General features: G+C 39.5%; 18 protein-coding genes and 2 tRNA genes. 7 read left to right on the top strand and 13 right to left on the bottom strand.

What is annotated here, in order from left to right; translation table 11 throughout:
• Positions 1-15: 15 nt before the first annotated feature.
• The 3 genes from ACE3PQ_RS09875 to ACE3PQ_RS09865 all read left to right on the top strand — a co-directional run bounded on the left by ACE3PQ_RS09875 (position 16) and on the right by ACE3PQ_RS09865 (position 2766).
• Positions 16-1899 (top strand): M48 family metallopeptidase, encoded by a 1884-nt coding sequence (locus tag ACE3PQ_RS09875; protein WP_374297393.1) that lies wholly within the window; start codon positions 16-18, stop codon positions 1897-1899.
• A gap of 191 nt (positions 1900-2090) precedes the next feature.
• Positions 2091-2164 (top strand) — tRNA-Trp (locus ACE3PQ_RS09870).
• A gap of 164 nt (positions 2165-2328) precedes the next feature.
• Entirely contained in the window at positions 2329-2766 is a 438-nt protein-coding gene (locus ACE3PQ_RS09865; RefSeq protein ID WP_374297391.1) for a YqaA family protein, read from the top strand.
• A 63-nt stretch (positions 2767-2829) separates the two neighbouring features.
• Here ACE3PQ_RS09865 and ACE3PQ_RS09860 read toward each other — a convergent pair whose 3' ends face one another.
• The 5 genes from ACE3PQ_RS09860 to ACE3PQ_RS09840 form a co-directional block, all read right to left on the bottom strand.
• Positions 2830-3423, bottom strand: coding sequence for a nitroreductase family protein (locus tag ACE3PQ_RS09860; protein WP_374297389.1), 594 nt, complete (start codon positions 3421-3423; stop codon positions 2830-2832).
• Between the two features lie 177 nt (positions 3424-3600).
• Complete coding sequence (locus ACE3PQ_RS09855) at positions 3601-4518, bottom strand: LysR family transcriptional regulator (RefSeq protein ID WP_374297387.1); 918 nt, start codon at positions 4516-4518, stop codon at positions 3601-3603.
• Positions 4519-4668: 150 nt separating this feature from the next.
• Positions 4669-4744, bottom strand: a tRNA-Glu gene (locus ACE3PQ_RS09850).
• Between the two features lie 81 nt (positions 4745-4825).
• Positions 4826-5542, bottom strand: a complete 717-nt coding sequence (locus ACE3PQ_RS09845; protein WP_374297386.1) for an NAD-dependent deacetylase — start codon at positions 5540-5542, stop codon at positions 4826-4828.
• A gap of 25 nt (positions 5543-5567) precedes the next feature.
• Entirely contained in the window at positions 5568-6746 is a 1179-nt protein-coding gene (locus ACE3PQ_RS09840) for a DUF1615 family protein (protein ID WP_374297438.1), read from the bottom strand.
• 227 nt (positions 6747-6973) lie between these two features.
• Here ACE3PQ_RS09840 and dusB point away from each other — a divergent pair, with 227 nt between their 5' ends.
• Entirely contained in the window at positions 6974-7999 is a 1026-nt protein-coding gene (gene dusB / locus ACE3PQ_RS09835) for a tRNA dihydrouridine synthase DusB (RefSeq protein WP_374297384.1), read from the top strand.
• 38 nt (positions 8000-8037) lie between these two features.
• Here the strand turns inward: dusB and ACE3PQ_RS09830 are convergent, their stop codons facing one another.
• On the bottom strand, positions 8038-8421 hold the full coding sequence (locus tag ACE3PQ_RS09830) for a nuclear transport factor 2 family protein (protein WP_374297382.1): 384 nt from the start codon (positions 8419-8421) through the stop codon (positions 8038-8040).
• A gap of 58 nt (positions 8422-8479) precedes the next feature.
• On the bottom strand, positions 8480-8929 hold the full coding sequence (locus tag ACE3PQ_RS09825) for a universal stress protein (protein WP_374297380.1): 450 nt from the start codon (positions 8927-8929) through the stop codon (positions 8480-8482).
• Positions 8930-9155: 226 nt separating this feature from the next.
• Here ACE3PQ_RS09825 and lysS point away from each other — a divergent pair, with 226 nt between their 5' ends.
• A complete protein-coding gene (gene lysS / locus ACE3PQ_RS09820; protein WP_374297379.1) occupies positions 9156-10685 on the top strand; it encodes a lysine--tRNA ligase in 1530 nt (509 codons plus the stop codon).
• A gap of 75 nt (positions 10686-10760) precedes the next feature.
• Here lysS and yaaA read toward each other — a convergent pair whose 3' ends face one another.
• Positions 10761-11540, bottom strand: a complete 780-nt coding sequence (gene yaaA, locus ACE3PQ_RS09815) for a peroxide stress protein YaaA (protein ID WP_374297376.1) — start codon at positions 11538-11540, stop codon at positions 10761-10763.
• Between the two features lie 198 nt (positions 11541-11738).
• On the opposite strand from yaaA, the gene ACE3PQ_RS09810 reads away from it, so the two are divergent.
• A complete protein-coding gene (locus ACE3PQ_RS09810; RefSeq protein ID WP_374297374.1) occupies positions 11739-12374 on the top strand; it encodes an alpha/beta hydrolase in 636 nt (211 codons plus the stop codon).
• A gap of 17 nt (positions 12375-12391) precedes the next feature.
• Here the strand turns inward: ACE3PQ_RS09810 and ACE3PQ_RS09805 are convergent, their stop codons facing one another.
• The 3 genes from ACE3PQ_RS09805 to ispF all read right to left on the bottom strand — a co-directional run bounded on the left by ACE3PQ_RS09805 (position 12392) and on the right by ispF (position 14403).
• A complete protein-coding gene (locus ACE3PQ_RS09805) occupies positions 12392-13126 on the bottom strand; it encodes a D-Ala-D-Ala carboxypeptidase family metallohydrolase (protein WP_374297436.1) in 735 nt (244 codons plus the stop codon).
• Between the two features lie 239 nt (positions 13127-13365).
• Entirely contained in the window at positions 13366-13695 is a 330-nt protein-coding gene (gene fdxA / locus ACE3PQ_RS09800; RefSeq protein WP_241573857.1) for a ferredoxin FdxA, read from the bottom strand.
• Positions 13696-13905: 210 nt separating this feature from the next.
• The gene (ispF, locus tag ACE3PQ_RS09795) at positions 13906-14403 is read right to left on the bottom strand and encodes a 2-C-methyl-D-erythritol 2,4-cyclodiphosphate synthase (protein WP_374297372.1); all 498 of its coding nucleotides are present in this window, start codon (positions 14401-14403) and stop codon (positions 13906-13908) included.
• A 577-nt stretch (positions 14404-14980) separates the two neighbouring features.
• Between ispF and ACE3PQ_RS09790 the strand changes: the two genes are divergently transcribed.
• A complete protein-coding gene (locus tag ACE3PQ_RS09790) occupies positions 14981-15589 on the top strand; it encodes a hypothetical protein (RefSeq protein WP_374297369.1) in 609 nt (202 codons plus the stop codon).
• Positions 15590-15654: 65 nt separating this feature from the next.
• On the opposite strand, the gene ACE3PQ_RS09785 is transcribed toward ACE3PQ_RS09790, so the two are convergent.
• Both ACE3PQ_RS09785 and ACE3PQ_RS09780 read right to left on the bottom strand, forming a co-directional pair.
• Complete coding sequence (locus ACE3PQ_RS09785; protein ID WP_374297367.1) at positions 15655-16278, bottom strand: 5-formyltetrahydrofolate cyclo-ligase; 624 nt, start codon at positions 16276-16278, stop codon at positions 15655-15657.
• A gap of 2 nt (positions 16279-16280) precedes the next feature.
• The gene (locus tag ACE3PQ_RS09780; RefSeq protein ID WP_374297365.1) at positions 16281-17123 is read right to left on the bottom strand and encodes an rRNA large subunit pseudouridine synthase E; all 843 of its coding nucleotides are present in this window, start codon (positions 17121-17123) and stop codon (positions 16281-16283) included.
• Between the last annotated feature and the right edge of the window lie 112 nt (positions 17124-17235).

Here is a 17235-nt window from a genome sequence, read left to right as displayed (position 1 = left end):
CATTTCGGTCTAAATATGATCACTTTTCGGCTTCATCAGTTCAAACTTCCTTTGGTTTATGCGCTTGCATTGATCATAGTGATTGCTGTGATCAATTTTATTCTTGGGCTGATTGTTCATTTTTTTGATACGACGCAATTAATTTGGTGGCATGTTCTTAGTCCCGCAGTGATTATTGGGATTTTTTTGTTGTGTGGTCTAAATATTATTTATCGCCAGATTATGTACAAAGGTGATGGGCGACTCATTGCACGGCATCTTCGAGCAAAAAGTATAGAGCGTCTAAATGCAGTTCCGAATGAGAGTATCGCACTAAAAATTAATAATGAGATTGCAGGTCTTTGCAGGGTAAAACCTGCCTATTTATTTGTATTGCCTGATGAACTCGGTGTGAATGCGTTTACTGTTGGTTTTTCCGAAAAAGATGCCAGTATCGTATTGACTTGGGGTGCTTTACAGGCGATGGACTATACTGAAATTAAAGCAATCATTGCACAGCAATATGTACATATCCAATCTCGTGCATTTGTTGAACATACTCGATTACTCATTTGGTGCAGTGGTTTTTTATTTTTTTCACAGCTTGGTAGTTTGTTTGTTGTAAAAGGCACGAAACGTAAATCGTTGGTCATGGATAGTAAGTTTGCAGCGATCTATGTGGCATGGGGTGGATTTATTTGGCTCTTGGGCAGTCTTGGGGTGCTTACTAGTCGTTTGGTGAAATTTCTACTTTATGTGCGCCGTGAATATCGAGTTGATCAGCAAACTTTAAGCTTCGTTACTGAAGAGGACTTGTTACACGCACTCAGTCGTATCTATGTTCATACCTACGGCTCACAACTTTTTCGAGTAGAAAGTGAAGCACTTGCACATATGTGCTTTGCTAATGCGTTGACTGAACAAAGTTGGTTTCGTGTGCATGCGATTTTGAGTGATCGTATTGACCAGTTGCATGATTTGCATAGTCAAATTCTTAAATATAAAAATAATGGTAATGTGATTGATTGGAAAAAACTTGCCACACGATTCTTATTACCAACCAATGAGAATCGCGTGCTTGAGATTTTTGATACGTCCAATCAATTCTCAATACAACCATCGCCTGTGCTTCGACTTTCACCGATTAGCTTTGCAACTAAAGATGCGATGAAACCGCTTAGTCTTGAGCTTAGACAAGGTTGGCAACGCCCCGATGTGATTATCCGTGCAATGCAAACTGCGACAGGTAGCCGAGAAGTAATTTTGGCAATATTTATGATTCGCCAATACCGTGAATTTATTCCTGAAGATGCAGAAGTGAGTAGGGCAATTGTTGAGGCGTTATTAAAGCTTGATGGTCGTATTCATTTGCAAATTTTTGATGAAGCATTGCAATATATAGATCGGATGCCTAATATTATCAGTCATCATTATTTGAAAAAAATTGCGTCAATCATTCAGGCGGATGGGGAAATTGGCTTGCTAGACAGTTTGCTCTTTGATCGAGTAAAGTCTACGCAATCTTTGCTTGAGCCTGCACTCCCTGTAATTCGTGAAAATTGTTTAACTGAGCTTGTCGTTGTGGTCGATGCGATCCTTCATGTACAACAAATTGATAGTCTTAGGCAAGTGAAAGTCAGGCAACGGATTTTAAAAAAAATTCTTAAACATCATGAGTTGCAAGCCTATACTCGGATTACAGAACATGAGATAGATTTGGGGCAGTGTATTCAAAGCATCTCAGGGCTTTTGTATCGTCAGAGAATGTATTTGCTTTCTGTGATTGAACGAGAAATGTGGTCAAGTCGAATCATCAGCCAAGATGAGCTCGATGTGTTAGAATTACTCTATTGGCGCTTTGGCTTTGAATCAGATACGATTGTCGATCGGATGCTTAAGCACAATAGTTTAATGTTTTAAGTGCCTATAGCTCTTGTTCCATTAATGCTTTTGGGTATATACGCTATCCCATTAGAGCCATGAGATTTCAATAAAAATGATTTTAAAATTGGCTGGAAATGGTTTAGAAATGTGCAGTCGAACAAAGGGTTGTTGTATTGAGCGAAGGGCTATGTTATCTTTCGCATCGTCTTGAGAGATCAGACAGATAAAGAGGATTGGTGTAATGGTAGCATGACGGTCTCCAAAACCGTTCGTCAAGGTTCGAATCCTTGATCCTCTGCCAAATTCTGAAAAGCCTGCTAATATTTAGCAGGTTTTTTTATGTCTTATTTATACCTTATGTCTTATTTATACCTTATGTCTTTTTATAGCTTTAGCATTCATTTATATCTACAGCGCTAAAATTTTCTTTTCGACCTATTCCAGTCATTAATTTACGACTTGCAAATGAATGAAATCCTCATCGGCTATATCAGTTTATTTTTAAGTGCATTTGGCGCAGCTACGCTACTTCCACTGCAGTCAGAAGCTTTGCTACTTGCATTATTGATTTCTGAAAAATACTCGGCTGTTTTGCTATTAATGATCGTAACATTTGGCAATGTCTTAGGTTCATGTGTGAATTGGTGGTTGGGTATAAAAATTGAAAAATATAGAGATCGAAATTGGTTTCCGATCTCCAAGCAAAAGCTAGATCAGGCTCAAAAGTTATACGCCAAATATGGCTCGCCGATTTTACTACTCAGTTGGGTGCCGATCATTGGTGATCCGATCACTTTAGTCAGTGGTGTATTAAAAGAGAGGTTTTTAAGATTTTTATGCTTTGTCGCATTGGCAAAATTTTCAAGGTACTTAGTGATCTATCTTGTGTATAGCCTATATTAAAGCAATAAAAAAATCCCTCAGAAAGAGGGATTTAATTTTATACAAGACTTTTTAGCCTAGGAATTAACGAAACGATTTAAAACGCTCGCTATCATTCATAAATGTTTTCTCACCTGCAGGTGCTTCGATCGAGCCAAATACCAACTGCGCACGAAGTTTCCAGTTTGCAGGAATGTCAAAAGTCTGTGCAACTTCTTCATCAACGATCGGATTGTAATGTTGCAATGAAGCGCCGATGTTGATTTCCGCAAGGGCAGTCCATGTTGCAAACTGTGCAATTGCAGAAGAATGCTCAGACCACACTGGAAAGTTGTCTGAATAAAGTGGAAATTGTTCTTGCAAGTCTTTGATCACATTTTGATCTTCATAAAATAATACTGTGCCATAACCTGCTGCAAAGCTATCAATTTTTTGACTGGTTGATTCAAAGTTTTCCGTAGGCACCATTTTTCGCAATGTTTCACGCACGATTTCCCAAAACTTAGCATGCGAGTCGCCGTATAAAGTCACTGCACGAGAAGATTGAGAGTTAAACGAAGATGGCGATTGTTTGATGGCTTCCTGAATCACAGCATCAAGCTGTTCAGGCGTTTGGCTGACGTTTTTGCCAATGGCGTAGATAGAACGACGTTGCTTGATTTGTTCAATAAAAGACATGGTGATATTCCTTCAAGCTGTACTGATTGTTCAGTTAATTTAACAAGACAAGCGCAGTATAAAGTTGAATGAAATATCTTGCAGTAGTGTATTTACAATACACTGTTTTATATTTGCAACAAAAAATTCAATAGATTGAAAAAACTAACTTGAAGCCCATAGTTGGTATGGCTTCAATCAAGTCATGGCAATTTCACATTCTTGGGTTAATTTTTCTGACAAAAAGTCAATCAATACACGTACCGCAGGTAAAACACCTTTGCGACTTGGGTAGACCATATGGAAAATACCATGTTGCGCATGATAATCAGGCAAGACATAGACCAACTCACCTGAGACAATTTTTTCCGAAGTTACAGAATCGGGAAGTAGGGCAATTCCACAATCTTTGGCAGCCAATTCTGCGAGCATGATCAAGTCTGAACCTAACAATATCGGTTTAATCTGCACTTTCTCCAAAGAGCCATCGGTACATTTTAGTTCAATATTTTGCTGAATAAATTGATCTGACATACTCAAGATACGGTGTGATGCAAGTTCATCAGGGCTGTTTGGCGTACCATATTGATTGAGATAAGCTTGGCTTGCACATAGATGTTGTTCGCTGATGCCAAAGCAACGAATAATCAAATTACTATCTTCATCAAGCTGTGTGCGGACACGAACTGCCAAATCGATGCCTTCATTGATCAGATCAACACGTCGATTGCTAATTAAAAGCTGTAATCGTACTTCAGGATAACGTGCCAAAAACTCAGGCAGAATTTTTGCAAATTCATTCTGTGCCATTGATGTAGGAATACTGACTTTGACCGTACCACGTGGCGTATCACTCAGGTTTTGTACCAAATCTTCGGCAGACTTGGCAGCTTCAATCATGACTTTTGCACGTTCATAGACTTGCATGCCCATGTCTGTCACGGAGAACTGTCTTGAATTGCGATGAATGAGGCGAATATCTAAATATTCTTCAAGCTTTTGTATACGACGGCTAAGTTTTGATTTTGGAATATCTGTAGCACGTTCGGCTGCACTAAAGCCACCGAGTTCGACGACCATGGCAAAGCAGTAATAATCATCTAAATGTGAAAACATACATGAAAAAATAAAAGTAACAGTTAGCAATGAGTGTAAAAGGAAAACAAAGATTTAAAAAGCTAAAATTATAAAAAGAGCAATTGCGGCACATTCAATGAAATTGATTAGAAAGGAAAAAATAAAAAGAGAGAAAATTTATAAGAATAATGGCGTCCCTACGGGGATTCGAACCCCGGTTACCGCCGTGAAAGGGCGATGTCCTAGGCCTCTAGACGATAGGGACGTTGTGAGGTGTGCGTATAATATAGAGCTGTCGTGTTGATGTCAAATATATTTCAGCCTTTTAATTGAATTGTCCTTCAATTCAATTATTGCTTTTTCGCAAAACATCTTGAATGTATTGCATGCCTTTGCTTGCTGTCATATTGATACGTTGATATTGCGGAGGCAGTTGCATAGGTGCGTGATAATCTGCCTTTGGATCAATATAAAACGCTTGGCAATGCGCAGGAATCTCATGAACTAAGGCCGCCACAGGATAGACTGCTAGACTTGTCCCAATCACAATAAAAATATCAGCCTCATTAGCCATACGAATTGCTTGTTCATATGCAGGAACGGCTTCTCCAAACCACACCACATGAGGGCGAAGCGGATAGTCTTGTGGGCAAAGGTCACGTTTTAAATCAAGCTCCCAACCTTCGATTGGATAATAGGTTTCTTCTTGATTTAATGACAGTTTAGAGGATTTGGCGAGTCGAATATTCCCATGCAAATGCAATACATTTTGGCTGCCTGCACGCTCATGTAAATCATCAATATTCTGTGTGATTACTTGCACTGAAAAATCATTTTCTAATTCAGCAATGGCGAGATGTGCGCTGTTTGGCTGTGCTTCGATGATTTGTTTACGACGTTGATTATAAAACTGCTGAACAAGTTTAGGGTTCTTCGCCCAAGCTTCAGGTGTGGCAACGTCCTCGATACGATAGTTTTCCCAGAGTCCGTCACTATCTCGAAAGGTATTAATACCACTTTCGGCACTCATGCCTGCGCCTGAAAACACCACCAATTTTTTCATCAGCTTTTGCTCAAATTTTAAAAAATTATTCTTCGAGTTTAATGCGTTTGGCTTTAGACATACAGTTTTGGTAACGACCGTTTACACGTTCAGCAAACCAGTTGGTATTGTAGTCACGGCTGAGCTTTGGTCCTGAGATCACGACTTTTGGCATGATGGCATAGGGTGCATCACTACCAGTCTTTTCTTCAAACTTTGCTTTAATCAGCAGATAGGTTTCAGTTTGTTCAAAGTCTTGTTGTTTCTCTTTTTTCAAATCAGCACGAATCTTACGTGGTGATGGCGCAGTGGGATTGGTTGAGAAATACTCGATCAGCGCTTTTTCAGAGCTACTTTTTTGCATGCGGACATCGTTGTCTTTGTTGTATAGCAACAAATCACCATCAAGATCGAGGTCGGCATCAGTGAGTCGATTCAACATTTTTTGGAAAGCGGCATTACGACTAGAGTACATGCCAGAGTTGTAATCTGCGAAGCGGTACAATGGTTTTTCATAATTCGCAGGGTACATCATCAGGCGGTGAATGCCATAGTACAAACCACCTTGTTGCGTATATAGATCATCACGGAGCTGATTGATGGTCATAAAACTGCGCTTATTTGCTTTCGCGTAGCGGATATGCACTTGCATTGAGCCGAGTGTGGTAATTGGGTTGAAGCTTTCGGCAATATCCTGACCAACAAGTTTGGCTGCACCAGCCACAACGCTGACATGATAATGCACAGCAAAATATTCAAACATCTCACGATAGAGCTGATCGAGCTCACGTTCAGTCTGTACATTTTCCAATTTCATCAGATAATTATCTTCAGCTGTCGGCTTGGTTTTGAGCATATTCTCAAAATACTTTGCCATCGTTTTGCCCAGCTTATCTTCCAATCGCTCATTGATTTCTTGTACTGCTTTCCGACCGAGATTCGGTACATGAGGATCGGCAATAAAGTTGGACTCTTGATCAATGACTGCGATCATGGTGCAGACATTTTCTTTATCACGAACAATGTTTAATTCTTCACTAATGGCAAAAATATCATCCGCCCAACTTTGGCTGTCTTTCACTCGATTGGGAATCAGTTTGTTGATTTGCTCTGCATCGAGCTGTGGTTCTTGATCACGGTTAAACCAACTGCCATCACATGCCGTCAAAAACATGGTCGCAGAAAGTGATAGACAGAAAACATTGCGCTTAAAAGCGTTCGACATCTTGAATGTAGAATGGGAATGAGACATAGATTTTCGTTGATTGAATGAGCGACTCTAAAATAGAAATCAATGATCAAAGCGGAAAGATAAAGCAGACCTAGTGAATTATAGAATAAATTTGTGCTTAGCGTATACTATGCGGCAATTGAAATTGTTTTGACGATAAAGTTCAACATTGAATTTTATTAGAAATATTTTGTATTTTTGAGGTTTGTTTCAAACACTATATGCGTATCGGTCCTTATCAACTAGACAATGCTTTGATCGTCGCTCCGATGGCGGGCGTTACAGACCGTCCATTTCGCACGCTGTGTAAGCACTTTGGTGCAGGGCATGCGGTCAGTGAAATGATGACCTCAGATAAGACATTACGCATGTCTAAGAAAAGCCTGTATCGTGCAAACTTTGACGGTGAGCTTGCGCCAATCTCTGCGCAAATCGCAGGCTCAGACCCCGAGCAACTTGCCGAAGCGGCACGTTATCAAGTCGCCAATGGTGCGCAAATCGTTGATATTAATATGGGGTGTCCAGCGAAAAAAGTTTGCAATAAACTTGCAGGATCGGCACTACTCCAAGATGAAGATTTGGTACAACGCATCTTAAATGCAGTCGTTGAAGCGGTTGATGTACCTGTTACTTTAAAGACTAGACTTGGCTTTAAAAATGGTGAAGAAAATATTCTAAAAGTTGCCAAATATGCAGAGCAGGCGGGGATTGCGGCTTTAGCTTTACACGGTCGGACTCGGGAAGATATGTATCTCAATACCGCTCGCTACGAACTCATCAAAGCAGTCAAGCAGTCGATTAATATTCCTGTGATCGCCAATGGCGATATTGATAGCCCTGAAAAAGCCAAATATGTATTGGACTACACAGGTGCCGATGCAATCATGATTGGTCGAGCTGCGCAAGGTCGTCCGTGGATTTTCCGTGAGATACAGCATTACTTAAAAACTGGAACGTATTTAGATGCGCCTGGAATTACTGAAATCCGAGAAGTGCTGATAGGGCATTTGTCAGAGTTGTATCAATTTTACGGTGAATATTCAGGTTGTCGTATCGCTCGGAAACATATTGCGTGGTACACCAAAGGCTTACGTGATAGTAATGCGTTTCGTCAAGCCATGTACAAGGTCGAATCGACTGCTGAGCAAGCGCAAGTGGTGTCAGCGTATTTCGAGCAACTGTTACATCATGGGCAAAGTCTTGCAGATGTACAGGTTGAGCAAGTCAATTTGTTAGCAACCCATTAACGTATTTGGGATGATTATTAGCGTAATAGTAGTTTAAGTTATTTCACTTGAATCACATAAGAAGTGATCGACTGTATCAATGTCGATTTGGTATTTTTAAAAAGATAAAAGTCTGCAAAGGCATATTGCTCGCCATTCTTCAAAGTGATTAAGCCGTTCACCGCACCTTCTTTACCATGCGAAATGACTTGATCAATCGTGATTTCAGTGACTTTTGTGGTAGATGCCATGTCTTGAATATTTTTTTGAAAATCTTCAATGCCATCAATGATTTTGTCACCCAAAATTTGCCAATGAATATCATCAGTCACATTGGCAATAATCAATTCGGCGTCGCCTGTGCCAAACGCCACATTAAAGTCTTTTAAAAACTCTCGCTTAGGCGAATTGGCACAACTCGTTTGAATCGTCACTTTGGTCATATTGATCTTGTCCTGATTTGATCATCGCTTCAATGAAAATAAACTCAAACAATCTTGTTTAACTTGATTGATGCTTAATCACTAATACTGGAATTGGTGATTGGGTCAAAACCGACTGCGCCACACTTCCTAAAACTAACTTTTTCACACCTGTTCGACCGTGTGAGCCCATGACGATCAAGTCCGCACTAACTTCATCTGCTACATAAATAATGCCTTCTGAGGCGCTGCCATGAAAGACTTTGGATTGCGCTGTAATGCCTTCATTTTTAAATGTTTGTGCAATTTCTTGTAACCGAGATTTTGCCGATGCTTCTGCTTCCATAAAGTGATCGGTGATCATTGGTGCAACTTGATAAAAATCCACGCCAACATAAGGATCAATCGATACCACACTCAACAAAGTCACTTGTGAGTGACATAGTTTGGCAAGTGTGATGGCATGATCAACAGCAGCATACGAGATTGGTGAGTCGTCAACTGGAACGAGAATGTGTTGGTAGCTCATGGTGCAACTCCTTTTTTATCATTTCTATATAAAATTTACTTTCAAACTTACTTTAAAACTTACTATAAAATCACGCTACATCTATTTTAATTGAAACATAGGATAGCGTTGCTTTCAATTTGCAAATTTTTTAAATTGTATTGCTGTGTAAGTGTGCGAAATCAACCATTTTTTGCTAGAATAGCGCACTTTCAAATTTTTCATTCTCTTAGATATCGAGGCAAAGATGACGCAAAATAACGCTCAATCGACTTCCGAACCACAAATTTCTGAAAACGATTTAATCGCACAGCGTCATGCCAAATTAAAACAGCTCCAAGAAAAGGCTGAACAGACTAATCTCAGCGTCTATCCAAATGCCTTTAAACGTGAACATTATGCAGGGGACTTGCAAGCCCAGTTCTTAGAGCAAACTAAAGAACAAATCGAAGCGGCAGAGCATGTCTATGTCAAAGTCGCAGGGCGTGTCATGCTTAATCGTGGCTCGTTCATGGTGATTCAAGACATGACAGGGCGTATTCAACTCTATGTCGCACGTAAAGAGCTTGATGAAGATACACTGGCAACGATTAAAGGCTTAGATTTGGGGGACATTATTGCGGTGTCTGGCTACATCGGTCGTTCGGGTAAAGGCGATTTGTATGTGCATATCGAACAATTTGAGTTACTGACTAAATCATTGCGCCCACTACCTGATAAATTCCACGGCTTATCAGATACCGAAGCGAAATATCGTAAGCGTTATCTTGATTTGATCGTCAATGAAGAAACTCGTAAGACCTTTGAAATCCGTGCCAAAGTCGTTGCAGGTATTCGTCAGTTCTTGACTGAACAGCGTTATATGGAAGTTGAAACACCCATGATGCACGTCATTCCAGGTGGTGCGGCAGCAAAACCATTTGAAACGCATCATAATGCGTTGGACATGCCATTATTCTTGCGTATTGCGCCTGAGTTGTATTTAAAACGTCTTGTGGTTGGCGGTTTTGAGCGTGTGTTTGAGATTAACCGTAACTTCCGTAACGAAGGCGTATCGACTCGCCACAATCCTGAATTCACCATGATTGAATTCTATCAAGCCTATGCAGATTATAAGGATTTGATGGAATTGACCGAGAATATGCTAGAGAAATTAGCACTCGACATTTTGGGTTCGACAGATGTGCCGTATGGTGAAGAAGTGTTTAGCTTCAAAGGCCCATTTAAGAAAATCTCAATGCTCGATGCGATCTTAGAACATAATCCAGAATTTACCGCTGAAAATGTCGGTGATCGTGAGTTCTTAGCGGATTATGTGAAAAATACGCTAAAAGAACAAGTCAAACCGTTCTTTGGCTTAGGCAAGTTGCAAACGATCGTGTTTGAAGAAACGGTTGAAACTAAACTTCGACAACCAACTTTCATCACGGAATATCCTGCAGAAACCTCACCGCTGGCACGTCGTAATGATCACAATCCACACATTACCGATCGTTTTGAATTCTTTATCGGTGGGCGTGAGCTTGCCAATGGTTTCTCGGAGTTGAATGATCCAATCGACCAAGCAGAGCGTTTCCAAGCGCAAGTGGTAGAAAAAGATGCAGGTGATGATGAAGCAATGCACTACGATGCAGACTTTATTGAAGCGCTTGAATATGGTTTGCCACCGACCGCAGGTGAAGGGATTGGGATTGACCGTTTGGTAATGATTTTTGCCAATGCGCCTAGTATCCGTGATGTGATCCTGTTTCCGCATATGCGTCGTAAAGATGTTTAATTCTTGATACAAATGCGTAAAAAAGCCTTCATTTGAAGGCTTTTCTGATTTATGAGTTGCATAGTTTACAAAAGTTTAAGCGACTTGCTCATCACGTTTAAACACCAACTCCTGCGCATCTGAGTTTTCTTTATCGAAGTAATAGCCATCGACATTAAACTCTTTAAGTTGTTCAACTTTTTGGATTTTATGTTCAATGATAAAGCGTGACATCAGCCCTCGTGCTTTTTTTGCATAGAAGCTGATCACTTTGTATTTACCATTCTTCTGATCGAGAAATACAGGTTTGATAATTTCACAATCCAATAGTTCTTCATTGACAGATTTATAGTATTCATCAGACGCAAGATTGACCAAAATTTTAGACTTTTCCGCTTTCATATCTTCACGAAGCAATTCGCTGATCTGATCGCCCCAAAATTGATAAAGATTAGTACCACGATCATTTTTGAGTTTTGTACCCATTTCCAAACGATACGGCATCATCAGATCTAGCGGACGAAGTAACCCATACAAGCCTGACAACATGCGCAAATGTTTTTGTGCATAGTTGATTTGAGTTTGATTTAAAGTCGTTGCGTCCAGTCCAGTGTAGACATCACCTGTAAACGCATATATCGCTTGGCGCGCATTATGTAGATCAAAGTCCTTTTGCCAATCTTTAAAACGATCGACATTCAGCTGAGAGAGCTTTTCGCTAATACTCATCAATTGACCGAGTTGCGAAGCGGATAATTTTCGAGCTTCATGGATCAGTTCAAAAGAATTATCTAAAAGACGAGGTTGAGTAAATTTTTCAGTCGGTAATTCTGATTCGTAGTCTAAGGATTTCGCAGGGGAAAGTACGACAAACATAAGATTTTAATTCATAGTGATCATTGGTACTTAGCTTAACAAAGCAAAATCAAACTGCAAATGGAAATCTGCGATGAGTTTTATGGGTAAATTCTTTTTCGATTTGAACAATCCTTTTGGATGATACTTAAAACAACATATTGCTCAAATTATTAGAGTAAAGATTGCTACAATAAGTTCAACAAACACAGGTGAATTATGACTGAAAAAATCTATCTGCAATGTGAAGCAGGGCAAGTGCAAGTCTATGAAGATCGCCCAGAAACTATCAAAGCCATTGCCTTAGTTACACATCCACATCCGTTGATGGGTGGCAATCCAAAACATAAAATTCCTCAGCTGATGGCAGAGATTTTTGCTGAGCATGGTTGTTTAGTTTGGCGACCAAGCTTTCGTGGTTCTGGGGATTCACATGGTGAGCATGACGATGGCAATGGTGAGAGCAAAGACATTGCCAATATTGCCATGCAGATGCAGGAGAAGTATCCAAACTTGCCATTTTATGCAGGTGGATTTTCTTTTGGCTCACATGTTTGGGCGAAAAGTTTTCATTTATTAGATCAAGCACATCGACCAAAACAGATGGTTTTGGCAGGGCTTCCTGCAGGTCGTGTTCGAGATTTGATTGACTATCACACACCTGAGATTGATCACGATATTTTACTGATTCACGGTGAGCAAGATGAGATTACGCCACTTGCAGATGTCGTGGCTTGGGCAAAACCTCAACGACACCCAATCACCATCATGCCAGGTGCAAATCACTTCTTTACAGGCTATTTAAAACCACTAAGAACAGTGATTGAGCGCTTTTTAGTTTTTGATCCTGACTAACTAAGCTGACTATAAAATCAGTAATTACAAATCGACGTAGCACTAGAATGATCAGGTCCCCAAGTACGATAACCCTGTGTGTCTATATGAATCTGACCTGAGGCATAGACGCCAAGTCCCATATTCAAGCTTTGTCCATGCTGACGCCAAAAGTTGCAAAGTTTGATCTTGGTATCTTCGATCAAGATCAAGTCTTGTGCAGATGTGGTGTACGCAGAACCTAAGCGAAAATCCACCGCCGAGTTGTAGACGTGCTTCGAACCCGCTGCACCGCCTGCGCAAATATTCAATGAATAATCACGATAGGCAGAAGTTACCTCAAAGTCACGCAGTACATTGGTATCGACCAAATATTGAATGATTTTTAAGGTTGGAATCGCATTGCCCCATAGCTCTGGACTTGGCACCGCATACGGATACGAGCGACCACATTTTTGCCAATCTCTTGCACTGCGTAAGAGTTGATGAGTGGGAACGGCAGTATGTACCCGATTGTCTTTTAAGTATTGTTCATATTGGGCAACACGTTGCTTAATCCCATAATTATTTAGCCACACAACATAGTCGGCAGGAGGTTGTTGCACCCAAATTCGTCTATGCGGTGTTTGAGGCGCTTGTTGTGGATTGAGATTCACTTTAGGCGCTTGAGGTTGAGGGAGTCTATACGTGGTTTTTTGTGGCGTCGTGGTACAACCCGATAAGATAAAAGGGAGTGAGCTGAGTAGCAAAAAGCATTGAGCAGTACGACGCATATAGAGGTTTTTTTTAGCATTCATATTTTTGATTTTAACATTTTGCTGTAATGACGACAAAATGACTTTGCAATGATTTGTAGGGGAATAGTGACAAAGTATGTGTTAAGTTTATTAAAAGTTTTATCTTTTTTACCAATCAAACTAAAATTTTCCTAAAGCTTTAAAATTGAAAAAGGGTTAATTTGCTTAACCCTTTCGCATTCAATCTTTTTATAACTTTTTGTTCGCTAAGAATCTTAGCGTTCTAAGTATTGCAACTTATCAGGTTTACCATTCCAGTCTTCACGATCTTCTGGTTGATCGCCAATTTGGGTAATGTTGTTGTCAGCCCATTTTTCAGAAAGTTCAGCATTGATCTCAATAAACTTTTCTTGACCTTCAGGTAACTCATCTTCTGAGAAAATCGCATTGGCAGGACATTCAGGTTCGCACAGCGCACAGTCGATACATTCATCAGGATTGATGACCAAGAAGTTCGGACCTTCGTAAAAGCAATCTACAGGACATACTTCAACGCAGTCTTGATATTTACATTTAATACAGTTTTCAGTTACAACAAAGGTCATGGCGACAGCTACCTTATGGTCAAATCTTAAAAATTGCGCCTATTCTAAGGAAAAAAATATAAAAGTACCAATTTCTTTTATTGATATCCTTTATAAAAACAATGGAAAAGCATCAGAATTTCTGTCATACGATGAAAATTTGAGTATAAACAGTTGCTTGAATGCTTTTGATCACTGCATTTTGTTGAAAATTGAATCTTTTAGATGCAATTAATCATCTTTCTTCGCTAAAAGCACGACAGCAGATGCAAAAATGCCTTCTTGACGACCAGTAAATCCAAGCTTTTCTGTAGTGGTTGCTTTGACACTGACTTGCGTCAGTTCAACATCTAAATCATCTGCAATATTTTGACGCATCTCAAGATTGTATGGTGCAAGTTTTGGTCGTTCACAAGCGACTGTAATATCAGCATTTTGTAGCTTATAGCCACGATCTTGGATCAATGTATAGACATGACGTAGTAGCACACGACTATCAGCACCTTTAAACTCAGGATCAGTATCAGGGAAGTGATGACCTATATCGCCCATTGCAAGTGCACCAAGTAAAGCATCAGACAGGGCATGTAATATCACATCACCATCTGAGTGGGCTTTTAAGCCGTGTGTATGTGGAATTTTCACGCCTGCAAGGGTAACAAAATCGCCATTTTCGAATGCCTGATCTTCAAATGCATGGACGTCTAAGCCTTGACCAATACGAATCATAAAATGCTCTATCAAGAAAATTAATTTGTGAACTTTATAGTTGAAGTAATTTAATGGCCACTACAAGGCAACCGAGTGATGCTGTACATAGCGTACATCAAGCGAGTTTAACAAAGTAGTGGATTTAAAGTGCTTTCATTATATTTAAGCATTTAAATGCTTTGTATCCAAGTAACATCTTTCACTGCATCACGTTGTTGAATGATTTTAAGGAAAGGCTTAAAGGCTTCATCATCAGCAATAATCTTCAAGCTAATCCCAAAACCTAAAAGTCAGCCAATAAGTAAGGTATAAATCTGTAACAGTGATGTGTTCACTCCATACTCATGATTAGCTTGGCATTATAGATTTGCAAATTTGTTAAAATTAATACTTGTCTAATAAATGGTTTGCCACGTATAGTTAGATTATTATTGGTTTAGAAAACTGTCATAATAAGCAACCTAAGTATATATTGTTTATGAAATTATATTTTGAAGATATTTCTATGAAAGCTCGAATTTTATCGGCAAAAAACGTTATAAAATATGTCGGTACGAACATAGCAACCTTATGTGTCATAGTGGGATTGACGAATATGGCGCATGCAAATTCGCAGTCGATATTGCCAGACTGCGATCAAGAGTTTCATCAAAAATTCGCATCAAAAAGATTATACAAACTAGTTTGCCAAGATGAACAACTGAAAGAACACAACGAAGAAATTAAAGCACAATATCTACAAGCACAGCTGATGTCTAACGCACCACTCAAGCTACTATTGCTATCACAACAGCAGTGGGAAAATTTCGTCAATAAATGCAAAACGAAAGCATGTATTTCACAGCAATTTGAGCAACGTGTAGATGAATTGGTATATTTAACCAGTATGAATCAAAGCCTTACACAGCATTTTGTACGTTATGTGAATGGCAAAGTTGATCCGCAATTCACCTCATTGCAAATACAACAACTCGATCGCAATCGCATCAAAATCGAAGCAAAACAATTTCGCAATCCTAATAATAGCGACACAGCACGTTATGCACATTTACGCTCTTATACTACGGCGGATGCTTTGCAAGAAATTAGTGATTTGGATAGTCGTTGTCAGTACAAAATTGAGCGTAAATTTTCGATTCTAAAGCTTGAATCTGATGAGGAAAATTGTAAGCGGTTTACTGGAATTTATAAGCTTTACGATTAATTTTATCAGATGATTGGTTTATAAAGACGCTGGATTTTAAAGCAGCTACTCACTTCAATTTGAAATTAAAACCGAATCAAACGTGTTGGTGTGCAGACTAGATCTAGATTCTGATCCCAAACTTGTACTTCCAAAACGCCATCGACCTCCTGAAAATCATGCGCTAATCCAACTCGAATAGGGTGATATGAATGCTTTGCCAGTGTTCGATCATAAAAACCACCACCCATACCGACACGATGTCCAAACCGATCAAAAAGTACCAATGGCATGATCACCACATCAAGCCTAGCCATATCAAAAGCACGACTTGCCATGATTTGTTGCATACCTAGTCGATGTCTTGCCAAACGATTAGATTTTAAATGATTTAACGTCAGCTCCGTCCAAACAAGTCGCTGATTCATATTACAAATCATTGGAATATAAACTTTCTTATTCTGTTGAATGAGTTTTTGGATTAAAGCTTGTGTCGGCACTTCGCCAAAATCACTGAGATAAAGTCCAATTTTTTTTGCCTTTTTAATTTCTGCGACGTTAAGCAATTTTTGCACTACGGCAGTTTCCGCTTGTCGAAGTTGACGCTTTGAAAGCTGACGACGTTGTTTACGGATTTGTTTACGACGTGCAGGAATTTGATTGATTGCAATTTTATCTAGAGCAATTTGATCTGAACGAATACTACCCATGACTATTCTTTATTTCGCTGTTTTGTCGTCGCACGGCGATTAGAAGGTTTTGGGCTATTTGTATTTCGTCGTCCTGACGATGGATTACCGCTCTTTTGACGAGAATCTGATTTTTCAGTTTGAGAATTTTTTGTTTTAGCTTTGTTTGGTTTAAAGCCATTGTTGTTATGGTCTTTTGAATTTTGATTTTTTCTCTGTTGATCTTTCGCTTTTTGATCTTTCCAACTCAAACCACTTTTAGCATGATCTTGAGTTTTATTCTTTTGCTTTAAGAGGTGTCGAAACTCATCATAAAACAAAGCTTCTAATGGCGTAGATTCTCCAAGTACTAAACCAAGATCAATCAGATTGACTGAACCAATTTGGGTGCGAATTAACCGTAGCGTTGGAAAGCCAATCGCAGCCGTCATACGGCGTACTTGCCGATTCTTGCCTTCACAGATTTGGATTTCAATCCATGAGGTTGGAATATTGGCACGATGGCGTATCGGTGGGTCACGCTCCCAAAGCCATTTAGGTTCTGTTATTTTTTCGGCTTTTGCAGGGAGTGTCATACCGTCTTTTAGCATCACACCACGACGCAATTGTTCAATTGCATTTTCTGAAACGTCACCTTCGACTTGCACGACATAGCTTTTATATTGTTTATGTTTTGGATGAGTGATTTGTTGATTGAGCTGTCCATCATCAGTCAGCAGTAATAAACCTTCGGAATCTCGATCAAGCCGTCCAGCAATTCTCAAACTTGGATCATGGATAAAATCAGACAAAGTGATCTGCAGTTCTTCTGAACGAAATTGGGAATGTACGTTAAATGGTTTATTGAAAGCGACGATTTTTACCATGAACTTCTACTTTATTTGAATCAATAGCTTAGCGAGTATTGTAACCATCATTTTGGGAAATATTGCTATTTATGAGATAAATTACAAAACTATTCTACATTCTTTAGTATAT

The sequence above is a fragment of the Acinetobacter sp. genome (assembly GCF_041911495.1).
GTDB lineage: Bacteria > Pseudomonadota > Gammaproteobacteria > Pseudomonadales > Moraxellaceae > Acinetobacter.
The sequence above is the reverse complement of the archived record's forward strand: the minus strand, read 5'-3'. Positions and strand labels throughout refer to the sequence as shown.

Excerpts from the sequence above, each read along its gene's own strand:
- ACE3PQ_RS09875 (WP_374297393.1), top strand. The coding sequence starts at position 16 with ATGATCACTTTTCGGCTTCATCAGTTCAAACTTCCTTTGGTTTATGCG.
- ACE3PQ_RS09865 (WP_374297391.1), top strand. The coding sequence starts at position 2,329 with ATGAATGAAATCCTCATCGGCTATATCAGTTTATTTTTAAGTGCATTT.
- ACE3PQ_RS09860 (WP_374297389.1), bottom strand. The coding sequence starts at position 3,423 with ATGTCTTTTATTGAACAAATCAAGCAACGTCGTTCTATCTACGCCATT.
- ACE3PQ_RS09855 (WP_374297387.1), bottom strand. The coding sequence starts at position 4,518 with ATGTTTTCACATTTAGATGATTATTACTGCTTTGCCATGGTCGTCGAA.
- ACE3PQ_RS09845 (WP_374297386.1), bottom strand. The coding sequence starts at position 5,542 with ATGAAAAAATTGGTGGTGTTTTCAGGCGCAGGCATGAGTGCCGAAAGT.
- ACE3PQ_RS09840 (WP_374297438.1), bottom strand. The coding sequence starts at position 6,746 with ATGTCGAACGCTTTTAAGCGCAATGTTTTCTGTCTATCACTTTCTGCG.
- dusB (WP_374297384.1), top strand. The coding sequence starts at position 6,974 with ATGCGTATCGGTCCTTATCAACTAGACAATGCTTTGATCGTCGCTCCG.
- ACE3PQ_RS09830 (WP_374297382.1), bottom strand. The coding sequence starts at position 8,421 with ATGACCAAAGTGACGATTCAAACGAGTTGTGCCAATTCGCCTAAGCGA.
- ACE3PQ_RS09825 (WP_374297380.1), bottom strand. The coding sequence starts at position 8,929 with ATGAGCTACCAACACATTCTCGTTCCAGTTGACGACTCACCAATCTCG.
- lysS (WP_374297379.1), top strand. The coding sequence starts at position 9,156 with ATGACGCAAAATAACGCTCAATCGACTTCCGAACCACAAATTTCTGAA.
- yaaA (WP_374297376.1), bottom strand. The coding sequence starts at position 11,540 with ATGTTTGTCGTACTTTCCCCTGCGAAATCCTTAGACTACGAATCAGAA.
- ACE3PQ_RS09810 (WP_374297374.1), top strand. The coding sequence starts at position 11,739 with ATGACTGAAAAAATCTATCTGCAATGTGAAGCAGGGCAAGTGCAAGTC.
- ACE3PQ_RS09805 (WP_374297436.1), bottom strand. The coding sequence starts at position 13,126 with ATGCGTCGTACTGCTCAATGCTTTTTGCTACTCAGCTCACTCCCTTTT.
- fdxA (WP_241573857.1), bottom strand. The coding sequence starts at position 13,695 with ATGACCTTTGTTGTAACTGAAAACTGTATTAAATGTAAATATCAAGAC.
- ispF (WP_374297372.1), bottom strand. The coding sequence starts at position 14,403 with ATGATTCGTATTGGTCAAGGCTTAGACGTCCATGCATTTGAAGATCAG.
- ACE3PQ_RS09790 (WP_374297369.1), top strand. The coding sequence starts at position 14,981 with ATGGCGCATGCAAATTCGCAGTCGATATTGCCAGACTGCGATCAAGAG.
- ACE3PQ_RS09785 (WP_374297367.1), bottom strand. The coding sequence starts at position 16,278 with ATGGGTAGTATTCGTTCAGATCAAATTGCTCTAGATAAAATTGCAATC.
- ACE3PQ_RS09780 (WP_374297365.1), bottom strand. The coding sequence starts at position 17,123 with ATGGTAAAAATCGTCGCTTTCAATAAACCATTTAACGTACATTCCCAA.